This is a genomic window from Luteibacter sp. RCC_6_2 (assembly GCF_041360655.1).
Taxonomy (GTDB): domain Bacteria; phylum Pseudomonadota; class Gammaproteobacteria; order Xanthomonadales; family Rhodanobacteraceae; genus Luteibacter.
Genome location: NZ_JBFUPQ010000019.1, coordinates 67,603 through 78,722 on the forward strand (window position 1 = coordinate 67,603; position 11,120 = coordinate 78,722).

An 11,120-nucleotide genomic window follows, 5' to 3' on the forward strand; every position below is an offset into this window, starting at 1 on the left:
GACGCTAGCACGCCGTGAGAGGGCGTCGCTTGTCGCGGTTTCTCGCGGCCACTCAGCGTCGCGTGGACGTCATCCGACGTCCGAGGGCAGGCGTGTCGGCGTCGGCCATGCGAACGTCGCTCACCATCTCGCCACGGACACGCGGAAGAAAATCCGGAAACTCCCGCCTTACATAGTCGATCAACCCTTCGCGAACCTTGCAACGCAAGTCCCACGACTTACCGGAGTTCGAAGAACTCACCAGCGCACGCAATTGCATCGCCTTGTCATTGGTATCCACCACCTGCAGGACACAGACCCGCCCGTCCCATTCCGGCGCCGCCTTGCAAAGGCGCGTCAACTCCGCACGGAGGGGGTCGAGCGGCAGGCCGTAATCGAACCAGAGCATCGCGGAACCCAGTATCCGCGAATTGGTGCGCGTCCAGTTCTGGAACGGGTTCTCGATGAAATACTGCAACGGCACGATCATCCGCCGCTCGTCCCAGATGCTCACGACCACATAGGTACTGGTGATTTCCTCCACCCTGCCCCACTCGTTCTCGACGATCACCACGTCGTCGATGCGGATCGGCTGGGTCAACGCGATCTGGATACCCGCGATCAGGTTGCCGAGCACCGGCTTCGCAGCCAGGCCCACCGCGAGTCCGGCGAGTCCCGCCGAGGCGAGCAGGCTCGCGCCGAACTGTCGCACAGAAGGAAACGTCATCAAGGCCACGCCCATGCCGAGCACCACGATCACCACCATCGCGGTACGGCTCAACACACGCACCTGGGTCTGCACGCGGCGCGCGCGCAGATTGTCCTCGAGGTCGATCGGATTGAAGCGCGACACCATGGCGTCCAATGCGCCGATGCAGCGCACGGCGAACCACGTACAGGCGACGATCAGGCTCAGGCCCACCATGTGCTCCAGCGCCCCGATCAAGCGCGCCGGCTCGTCCGGCGCGGCACGAAACGCCAGCAACAGCATGGTCAGGGGGACGATCGCCTCCATGGGGGCGTTGGCCCGTGCGATCATGCTCGCGCCCCGGGGGTGACGCAGGGCGAAGCGGCGCAGGAAAGCCAGCACCACGCGGCGGAGCAGACCCGCGACCACGAGCGCCACCACCACGGCGAGCGCGAAACGCGTCCACGGATGCGCAAGATCAGGCATCCACTCGGAAGGGTTCATGGGCCCTTACCCTAGAACGGACGATGTCCACGTTTTGTTGTGACGCAGCAGGGGCGAGGTAAAGTGACGCCATGGCCATCCGCCTCGCCACCGAAGCCTTCGTCCTGCCAGACCTGCTGCAACCCGGGCTGCGCCTGGTCATCTGCGGTACCGCCGCCGGGACGCGCTCTGCGCGCGAGCGCACCTATTACGCGCATCCCGGCAACATGTTCTGGCGCACGCTCTTCGCTGTGGGGCTAACGCCCCGCCTGCTCGCGCCCGCGGAATACCCCTCGCTGCCGGGGTTCGGCATCGGCCTGACCGATCTTTCGAAGTTCCACTACGGCAACGACGCCGAGCTGCCGGTCGACGCCTTCGATGTCGCCGCGTTGCGCAGCAAGATCGAACACTACGCGCCGCGCGTGATCGCCTTCACCAGCAAGCACGCGGGGCTATCGGCACTCGGCAAGGGAGCCACCTATGGCTTGCAGCCGGTGCCGTTCGCAGGCATTCCCGCCTTCGTGCTGCCCTCGCCTTCCGGACAGGCAAGGCGGTCGTGGGACATTCGCGTGTGGCAGGCGCTGGCGGATTTCGTCGCCGCTCAGCCGCCCGGCACCGAACGATAGGCACGGACATCGTTCGGCGACACCGACGGAGCCTTGTTCGACCACGCCTGCCGGATGTAAGTGACCACAGCGGCCGCGTCGTCATCGCTGAGTTTCTGCGAGAACGGCGGCATCGAATACGGTCGCGGATTCGATGCCGTGGCCGGGGCGAACCCGCCGGTGAGCACGATGCGTATCGCGTTGATGCCGGTGGGGTCGGTCACCGAGCCATTGCCGTCGAGCGGCGGGTACGCCTCGCCCTTGCCGCGTCCATCGGCGGCATGGCAATCGGCGCACTGTTCCACGTAGACCGTGCGTCCCCTCAGGGCGAGATCGCGTGCATCGGCGCCCGACTCGCGCATGCGCGGCGGATCGCGCGCGGGCAACGACTTGAGGTAAGTGGCCATGGCGGCGAGGTCACCCTCGCTCAGGTGCTGCGTGCTGCGCATCACCACCTCGGCCATGGGGCCGATGGCCGCGCCCTTGCGCGAGCGCCCGGTCTTCAGCAAGGCGACGACGTCGGCTTCGGTCCATCCGGCGAGGCCGCCGCCGGCCCCCATCGACAGGTCGGGCGCGTACCAGTTCTGCACCGGCACGATGCCTCCGGCAAGGAAGGGTTCCTCGACCATCGCACCGAAGCTGTTGCGGCGCGCATGGCATTCGTTGCAATGACCCAGCCCCTGGACGAGGTACGCCCCCCGGTTCCATGCCGCGGAACGCGCGGCATCCGGCTGGAACTCGCCTTCGCTGAAGTACAGCGTGCGCCACGGGCCCATCAACGAACGCATGCTGTAGGGCCAACGCAGCGTGTCGTCCGTGTTAGCGCGCCTGACGGCGGGCAGCGTCTTGAGATAGGCGAAGATCGCATCCGTGTCGGCACGCGTGATCTTCGTATACGAGGTGAAGGGAAACGCCGGATACAGGGAGGTCCCGTCGTGACCCTTGCCCGAATGCATGGCGCGGTAGAAGTCGTCGGCGCTCCATGCGCCGAGTCCGGTATCACGATCTGACGTGAGGTTCGGCGCGGGAATGGCGCCGAAAGGCGTGGGGACCACGCGGCCGCCCGCGAAGGGCTGGCCGTTGCGCGCGGTGTGGCAGGCAGCGCAATCACCCACCGTGGCGAGATACTGGCCGCGCTGCACGGCATCGTCGGCGAAGGTGACGGTACTGGCCAGGACCAGCGAGAACAGTGCGAGGAGGCGGGACATCGTCGTCATGGTTCAGCCTCCCAATACGCCGCAACGCAGCGGCGGTTTCACGCTTCCGGCGGGCTCTGCATGCGCATCGGCGGGAACCGGACGCTGTGCCAGCCAGGCGGATACCGCGCTGATGTCGGCGTCACTCAAACGGCTGACGATGGTCGCCATGCAATCGGGTTCGACGGTACTGCGCGTATTGGTTCGCCATGATCCCAACTGCGCGCTGATGTAGTCGTAGGGCAAGCCGACCAGCCCGGGAATGTCCGGCTGCACGCCGGTCAGGTTCGGTCCGTGGCAGGCCATGCAGGCGGGAACACCGCGGGAGGGGTCGCCCTTCGTGACCAGTTGCTCGCCGCGCGCCATGGCCGCGGGCGTCGTCGCCGGCACCGGGTGCCGCGCATAAGGCACCTCCTGCGCGGCGAAGTACCCGGCGATCTCGCGCATATAGTCGTCGGTCAGCGGCGCGACCGTGTATTCCATGATGTCGTAGTGGCGCAGGCCGCGCTGGAAGTCCTGCATCTGGCGATGCAGGTAGCCTGCGGGTTTGCCCGCGAGGCGTGGGTTGAACCCGTTGTCGCCACCTTCGCCATGTTCACCGTGGCAACTCGTGCACGCCGCGATGCGCTGGACCAGGGTATCGGGCACGACCGGCGAATCGCTGGCCATCGCCGGTGCGGCGCAGAGCACGGCAGCCGTGATGGCGAGCCGGCGGACGAGACAGCGCATAGGACACTCCCTGACAAACGTGGACCATGCCGTCGGATCGCAGTCGGGCATGACATCCATGCAGTATAGCCGTGCGTCGCCCGGGTAAGATTGGCGCGACCCACCGACCGATCGCCAAGGGGAACAGCACATGCCGCATGTATGGTCAAAACCGGTCGCCCTCGCCGCCGCCGTCGCACTGATGCTCGCCCATGGCACGGCCCTCGCTCGCGATGCGGGCGAAGACGACGCCTTCGCCTCGATCGCCACGATTCGCCAGGCCTATGCCTCCGGCGCCCTCACGCCCGAAGGTCTCACCCGGCTCTTCATCGAGCGCATCGCGACGATCGACCAGGCCGGCCCCACCGTCAATTCGGTACTCGAGACCAATCCGGATGCGCTCGCCATCGCGCGCAAGAGCGGCAAGACCGGTCCGCTGGCGGGTATCCCGATACTGCTGAAGGACAACATCGACACGGGCGACCGCATGATGACGACGGCGGGATCACTGGCGCTCGTGGGCAAGCCCGCGCCACGCGACTCGGGCGTCGCCGCTCGCTTGCGCAAGGCGGGCGCCGTGATCCTGGGCAAGACCAACCTCAGTGAATGGGCGAACATGCGCTCCAACCACGCCACCAGCGGCTGGACCGGGCGTGGCGGGCTCACGGTCAATCCCTATGTGCTCGACCGCAACGCCTGCGGCTCCAGTGCCGGTTCCGGTGCCGCCGTGGCCGCGGGCCTCGCCACCGTGGCGATCGGCAGCGAAACCGATGGCTCGATCATCTGCCCCGCCGCCATGACCGGCCTGGTCGGCATCAAGCCGACGGTAGGCCTGGTCAGCCGCGCCGGCATCATTCCCATTTCACACAGCCAGGACACCGCGGGTCCGATGGCGCGCAGCGTGGCGGACGCGGCGACCGTCCTCGGCGCCATCGCGGGCAGCGATCCTCGCGATCCGGCCACGGCGGAGGCGGACAAGCACGCCACCGACTACACGAAATTCCTCGATCCCGACGCGCTGCGCGGCAAGCGCATCGGCGTGGTACGCCAGTTGGCGGGCATCGAACCCAACGCGGACCACGCGTTGGAAACCACCATCGCCTTGCTGAAGGCGCAAGGCGCGACGGTGATCGACCCGGTGGAGATTCCGCATCTGAAGGAACTGAGCGACAACGAACTGAACGTGTTGCTGTTCGAGTTCAAGCATGACATCCAGGCCTACCTCGCCACGCGTCCCGATCAGCCGATGAAGACGCTGGCCGACCTCATCGCCTTCAACCAGCGCGAGGCCGCCAGGGAAATGCCGTGGTTCGGCCAGGAGCTATTCCTTGCCGCGCAGGCCAAGGGTGGCCTGGACGATCCGAAGTACATCCAGATGCGCGACACCAACAAGCGCCTGGCGGGCCCGGAAGGCATCGACGCGGCGCTGGCGAAAGACCATCTCGACGCCTTGCTGGCACCGAGCTGGGGTCCCGCCTTCGTCAACGACCTGGTGCTGGGCGACCACGTCGTGAGCGGCGACCCAACCGTCGGTGGCGTCTCCGCACCGGCAGCGATCGCCGGCTATCCCTCGATCACGCTGCCGGTGGAATTCGCGCACGAACTACCGGTCGGCGTGGTGTTCTTCGGCGCGAAGTGGAGCGAGCCGACCTTGATCGCGATCGCCTACGGCGTGGAGCAAAAAGCCAACGCCTTCCGCCGTCCGAAATTCCTGCCGACCCTGCCGGCAAGATAACGAGACTCACAGGGGAGCCGCTTCAGTTGTGGGAGCCGTTGTGGGAGCCGCTTCAGCGGCGATGGGTGCTAGCGGCAACCCGCCCCCGCTGCCGCGGGGATCGCCGCTGAAGCGGCTCCCACACAGGGCAGGTTCGTCCACAAAGACTTCCGCCGCCTCGGGTGGGAGCCGACCCTGTCGGCGATGGCGGTTACGCCTTGTTGGCGAACTCGCGCACGATCGGTGCGAGCTTCGGATCTTCCAACGCCATGGCCATCGTGGCGCGGACCAGACCGGCCTTGTTGCCGCAATCGAAACGCGTACCCTCGAAGCGATAAGCCAGCACCTTGCCCTTGTCCTTGAGCAGGTTCTCGATGGCGTCGGTGAGCTGGATCTCGCCGCCGGCGCCTTCCTTGGTATTGCGCAGGTACTCGAAGATCCCGCTGGGCAGCACGTAGCGGCCGACCACCGCGAGGTTCGACGGCGCGTCCGCGGGCTTCGGCTTCTCCACCATGTGGGTGATCACGGATGCGCGGTCGCTGAGCTGTTCGCTGGTGTCGACGATGCCGTACTTGTCGGTGTCGTTCTCCGGCACTTCCTCGACGGCGATCACGCCGGCGTCGTTCGCGTCCGCCACTTCGGCCATCTGGCGCAACGCGCCCTTGCCCTTGGTCCAGATCAGGTCGTCCGGCAGCATCACGCCGAAGCGCTCGTTGCCGACAACGGGCGCGGCGCGCAGCACGGCATCGCCAAGGCCGAGGGCTTCCGGCTGGGTGACGAACACACAGCGAACGTGACGCGGCAGGATGCCGCGCAGGATCGACAGCAGTTCTTCCTTGTTCTTTTCCGCGAGCTTCTCTTCCAGCTCGTAAGCCTTGTCGAAATAGTCGGCGATCGCATGCTTGTAGCGATTGGTGACGAACACCAGCGTATCGGCACCCGCGTCGACGGCTTCATCCACTGCGTACTGGATCAGCGGACGGTCGAGCACGGGCAGCATTTCCTTGGCCACCACCTTGGTCGCGGGAAGGAAGCGCGTACCGAGACCGGCGACGGGAAATACGACCTTGCGCAGGGGTTGGGTCATGCGTTGTCTCCACTTTCGTTTCGGCGTAGCGGCAGCACGTTGTCGGTCTGCGGCTCGCTCCAGCGGAAGGAAGGCAGCAGCTGCGACACGCACCGGCGCAGGGTTTCTTCATCGAACACGGCCACGGCCTCCTCGGCGCGCGCCAGCTGTATCTGTAACATTTCCCACGAGACCTGGCGGTGCTGTGCCTGGAAGATCTTCGCGTGGGTCGTGCTGGTGTAATTCTCCAGTGGGTGGAACAGTTCCTCGAACAACTTCTCGCCCGATCGCAGTCCGGTATAGACGATCTGTATGTCGGAACCGGGACGCTTGCCAGCCAGACGGATCATCTGTTCGGCGAGGTCGCGGATCTTCACGGGATCGCCCATGTCGAGCGCGAAGATTTCACCACCCTTGCCGAGGCTGGCCGCCTGCAGGATCAGCTGGCAGGCCTCGGGAATGGTCATGAAGTAGCGCGAGATCTCCGGGTGCGTGATCGTCACCGGACCGCCCTGGCGGATCTGCCTGCGGAACAGCGGGACCACCGAACCGGCGGAGTCCAACACGTTACCGAAGCGGACGGTGATAAAACGTGTCGAAGTATGCGCTGCGAGGTTCTGGCACCAGATCTCGGCCATGCGCTTGCATGCGCCCATCACCGAGGTCGGGTTCACCGCCTTGTCGGTGGAGATCAGCACGAATGATTCCGCGCCACAGCGCACCGCGGCATCGGCGACGATGCGCGTGCCGAGCACGTTGTTGCGGAAGGCCTCGCGCAGTTGACCCTGCAGCATCGGCACATGCTTGTACGCCGACGCATGGAAGACGATCTGCGGCTGGGTTTCCTCGAACAGGCGATTGACCGCGGTGGCGTCGCGCGCGTCGGCCAGCACGCCGTTGAAGATCAGTTCCGGATAAGCCGAGGTCAGTTCCTGGCCGATGCGGTAAAGGTTGTATTCGGACATCTCGACGACGGTGAGCGAGTTGGCGCCCAGGCGTGCCACCTGACGGCAAAGTTCCGAGCCGATCGAGCCGCCGCCGCCGGTCACGAGCACGCGCCGGCCGCTGATGTTCTCGCGAATGGCCGTCCAATCCAGCTCTACCGCATCGCGGCCGAGCAGGTCTTCGATGGCCACTTCCTTGATCTCGTTGAACTGCGCACGCCCCGCGACCACATCCTCGAGGCGCGGCACGGTACGGAACGGCAAGCCCGTGCTTTCGCAGAACGCCACGATCCGGCGCATCTGCGCCGTGGTCGCCCCGGGCACCGCGATCAGCAGCATCTGCACCGCCACGGCCTTCGACAACTCGGCCAGCTGGTCCACCGTGCCGAGCACGGGGATGCCACCGATCTGCGCGCCGCGCAGCGCGAGGTTGTCGTCGACGAAGCCGATGACGCTGTAGCGGCTGTCGCGACGGAGGTCGCGCGACAAGGCCTCACCCGCCCGGTCGGCACCCACGATGAGCACGCGCTTGGTCGGCGCCGACTGGAACAGGTCGATGCGGCTGTCCTTCCAGAAACGGTAGCTGAGCCGGGGCAGCCCGAGCAGCACCACCAGCACCACCGGGTACACCAGCAACACCGAGCGGGGCACGCCATCCAGGCGCGCGTACATGACCATGGCCAGGCCGATGATCAACGCACCGATCACGGTCGCACGGATGATGTTCCAGAGATCGGGCAGGCTGGCGAACCGCCAGACGCCCTTGTAGAGGCCGGTCCAGTTGAACACCGCTCCCTGCACCAGCAGCACGATGGGAAACTCCATCGGCAGGTACGTGACCGGCGCGAGGTCCGGCATCAAGGCATAGCGCAGGGCTTTCGCGATCCACCATGCGAGCGCCGCCATGGCCAGGTCGTGCGCGACGACCGCCGTGCGGGGGTGGATGATGCCGATGAACTTACGCAGAAACATGTCGCTCCCTTCGACGCAAGCAGGTTCGCTTGCCAGTACGCCAGACCGCTGCTCCCAACAGGTACACCGCCCCCATGCACAGGGGCGCCGCCGCTGGCGAGCGGAACGCGATCCATGCGATGGGAACGCAGACGAGCACGTTCCATGCGAAGTAGCCCGCGGCTACCTTCCGATGTGACGCCCCTCGCCTCACGAGCCACTGGTAAAGGTGTTCGCGGTGCGGAGTGTACCAGCGCGCACCGCGCAGCATTCGCACGAGCAACGTCAAGGTCGCGTCGATGACGAAGGCGGAAGAGAAAATCAGCGCCGGCCAGAGCAAATTCGTACGAAAAGCCCATAACGTCGCGGAAATCGCAAAAACCATGAGGCCGACGGTGCCGCTGCCCACGTCGCCCATGAATATCCGGGCCGGGGAGCGGTTGAACCACCAGAATCCCGTCGCCGCCGAGGCGAGGGCAAGAGCCGCCCCGGTAATGGCCAGATTACCGGCGGCCCAGGCCAGGGCCGCCGAGGCCGCCCCGAAGAACATCGCCTGCTGGGCGGCCAGGCCGTCGATCCCGTCCATGAAATTGTGCAGGTTGATGCACCAGACACCAGCCAACAGCAGGGGTAAGGACCAGAGCAGGCTGGTGGTGCCGGTCGCCACCGCGATGCAGAACAGGAGGGTCGCAGCCAGCTGGATGAACAGGCGAGGCCTGATCGGCAGCGAGCCGTGATCGTCCAGCCAGCCGATGGCGGCCACGGCGATCACCGCCACGGTGAAGGCGCCGACGACCGCCGCCCCGGGTGAGCCCGGCAGGAGGAGGAACGCCGCGGGCATGCCCGCCAGCGCGCCGGCGACGATGCCGATGCCGCCGCCGCGGGGGGTCGGCATCGTGTGCGAACGGCGGTGGCCGGGGGCATCGAGCATGCCGCGGCGATGCGCATAGGCGATGGCGACGCGCACGCTGGCGAAGGAGACGAGGAAGGCGGCCAGGGCGCAGCCGATCAGCAAGGAGCCGGCGCTCGCGACTGTGCCCGTCATTCGTTGGCGACGCCGTGGATGGGCCGGACCGTGCCCCAGCTCTTGCAACTCGGGCACTGCCAGTGGTGCGCCTTGGCGCCGAAGCCGCAGCGGCTGCAACGATACATCGCCTGCCCTTCGAGCAGCTTGCGCGTGAGGTCGCGCAGGATGAGGTAGTTCTCACGGGCCTCGCCGGAGACCTTGTCCATCGTCGCGTCGATCAGCGCCATCAAACCACGCACCGAAGGGCGCTTGCGCAACTGCCCGGTGAGGAAGTCGATGGCCGTCCGTTCGCCGTCCCTGCCCTCGTAGAGACGGGTCAGTGCAAGCACCGGCGATATGCCGTGGTAGCGCTCCATGATCTCGCGCAGGAACGTCTCGGCGCGATCCATCTGCTGCGAGCGTGCATAGCAGTTGAGCAGCGGGGGCAGGATCTCCGGAACGAAGGCGATATCCGCCGCGATGGCCGCCTCGTACGAGGCGATCGCCGAATCGAGTTCGTCGTCTTCCGAGGAAAGGCGACCGGCGATCATGTGCGCGCGGACACAATCCTGCTGGCACGCGAAGGCTTCCTTGACGTACTCGCGAGCCTCGGTGCGCGCCCCGTGCTGGCGCGACTGCTCGGCGAGTTCGCAATAGAACTGGGCGATCATCGCCGACTCGTCTTCACCGGTCATGGTCTCCAACCGGCGCGCATGATCGATGGCCTTGTGCCACTCACGCTCGTGCTGGTAGATGGCGATGAGGTGACGCAATGCCGAGGGTGCCAGCGCATCCATGGCCACGAGGTCGGAGAACAACGTTTCCGCCCGGTCGAGCAGGCCCGCCCGCATGTAGTCCTCGCCCAGTTCGAGCAAGGCCACCGTCTTCATTTCATCGGACAGTCCCTGGCGCGAGACCAGGTGCTGATGCAGACGGATGGCCCGGTCGACCTCGCCGCGCTTGCGGAAGAGATTGCCCAGCGCGAGATGGGTCTCGACGGTGTCGCGGTTGTATTCCGCCAGGCGCAGGAAGACCTCGAGCGCTTTATCCTGCTCTTCGTTCAGCAGGTAGTTCAGGCCCCGGAAGTAATCGGAGGACAGCTCGTTGACCCGCTCTCCGGAGCGCCTCACGTGGCTTCGACGGGCAAGCCACCAGCCGCAGGCGAAAGCCAGTGGGGGAACGAGCGCCAGCAACCAGATCGGATTCATGCGGTCGTCGCGGTGTCCGCCTTGCGTTCGCCGCGACCGCGCCTGCGCCTTCGATGGGCGAACGACGTTCCCAGCCACGCGGTGATCCCGCCAAGGACCCATCCCACCAGCACGGCCGCCAGCATCGCCCCGCCCTTGGGCAGGGACAGCTGGGCGAAGCCGAGGTCGAACGGCACCAGGTCGGCATTCAATGCGCCGAAGACGATTCCGGCGGCGATGAACAGCAAGAGAAAGATGATGGCTAGCAGACGCATCCGGCGACTCTACCCGAATCCTGAATAACATGGTGCGGTGCGGTTGGCTTTTCATACAGCTTCGGCGGCACGTTCAGGACTGTGTGCCGGCGATGGCGCGGTTGGTTGTGGCTGTGGGTTGTAGCTGGCTCGGCTTCGCCCTCGCATTCGCCGCGTGCGTCGCGGGGAGCTGCCGGGCGCCACCCTCGGCGCGACAGGCGGTGCCGTCCCTTGGGAAGGGATGCCGCTGCGCGGCCATGTTCTATGGCTGGCGCCCCTTCGGGCTCGGACGGTCGGGCGGGGGTTTTCGATTCGGCTCCTGCCTCAGCGAAAACGATC

10 protein-coding genes are annotated in these 11,120 nt (G+C 66.2%); 2 read left to right on the forward strand and 8 right to left on the reverse strand.

Annotated features, from left to right (window positions below):
- Window positions 1–52: 52 nt before the first annotated feature.
- On the reverse strand, window positions 53–1,171 hold the full coding sequence (locus tag AB6730_RS17605) for a mechanosensitive ion channel family protein (RefSeq protein ID WP_371024899.1): 1,119 nt from the start codon (window positions 1,169–1,171) through the stop codon (window positions 53–55).
- A 71-nt stretch (window positions 1,172–1,242) separates the two neighbouring features.
- On the opposite strand from AB6730_RS17605, the gene AB6730_RS17610 reads away from it, so the two are divergent.
- A complete protein-coding gene (locus AB6730_RS17610; RefSeq protein ID WP_371024900.1) occupies window positions 1,243–1,776 on the forward strand; it encodes a mismatch-specific DNA-glycosylase in 534 nt (177 codons plus the stop codon).
- On the opposite strand, the gene AB6730_RS17615 is transcribed toward AB6730_RS17610, so the two are convergent.
- Both AB6730_RS17615 and AB6730_RS17620 read right to left on the reverse strand, forming a co-directional pair.
- Window positions 1,752–2,972 (reverse strand): c-type cytochrome, encoded by a 1,221-nt coding sequence (locus tag AB6730_RS17615; RefSeq protein WP_371024901.1) that lies wholly within the window; start codon window positions 2,970–2,972, stop codon window positions 1,752–1,754. The genes AB6730_RS17610 and AB6730_RS17615 overlap by 25 nt on opposite strands.
- Window positions 2,973–2,975: 3 nt before the next feature.
- Entirely contained in the window at window positions 2,976–3,680 is a 705-nt protein-coding gene (locus AB6730_RS17620; protein ID WP_371024902.1) for a cytochrome c, read from the reverse strand.
- A 130-nt stretch (window positions 3,681–3,810) separates the two neighbouring features.
- On the opposite strand from AB6730_RS17620, the gene AB6730_RS17625 reads away from it, so the two are divergent.
- Window positions 3,811–5,394, forward strand: coding sequence for an amidase (locus tag AB6730_RS17625; RefSeq protein ID WP_371024903.1), 1,584 nt, complete (start codon window positions 3,811–3,813; stop codon window positions 5,392–5,394).
- Window positions 5,395–5,584: 190 nt separating this feature from the next.
- Here AB6730_RS17625 and galU read toward each other — a convergent pair whose 3' ends face one another.
- Genes galU through AB6730_RS17650 form a run of 5 tightly spaced genes read right to left on the reverse strand, consistent with a single transcriptional unit; the run spans window position 5,585 to window position 10,802 of the window.
- A complete protein-coding gene (galU, locus tag AB6730_RS17630; protein WP_371024904.1) occupies window positions 5,585–6,460 on the reverse strand; it encodes a UTP--glucose-1-phosphate uridylyltransferase GalU in 876 nt (291 codons plus the stop codon).
- Window positions 6,457–8,355 (reverse strand): polysaccharide biosynthesis protein, encoded by a 1,899-nt coding sequence (locus AB6730_RS17635; protein WP_371024905.1) that lies wholly within the window; start codon window positions 8,353–8,355, stop codon window positions 6,457–6,459. Before AB6730_RS17635 ends, galU begins: the two co-directional genes overlap by 4 nt.
- Window positions 8,342–9,379, reverse strand: a complete 1,038-nt coding sequence (locus tag AB6730_RS17640; protein WP_371024906.1) for a glycosyl transferase family 4 — start codon at window positions 9,377–9,379, stop codon at window positions 8,342–8,344. Before AB6730_RS17640 ends, AB6730_RS17635 begins: the two co-directional genes overlap by 14 nt.
- Window positions 9,376–10,548 (reverse strand): lipopolysaccharide assembly protein LapB, encoded by a 1,173-nt coding sequence (gene lapB / locus AB6730_RS17645; protein ID WP_371024907.1) that lies wholly within the window; start codon window positions 10,546–10,548, stop codon window positions 9,376–9,378. Before lapB ends, AB6730_RS17640 begins: the two co-directional genes overlap by 4 nt.
- Window positions 10,545–10,802, reverse strand: a complete 258-nt coding sequence (locus AB6730_RS17650; RefSeq protein WP_371024908.1) for a LapA family protein — start codon at window positions 10,800–10,802, stop codon at window positions 10,545–10,547. Before AB6730_RS17650 ends, lapB begins: the two co-directional genes overlap by 4 nt.
- Window positions 10,803–11,120 lie beyond the last annotated feature (318 nt).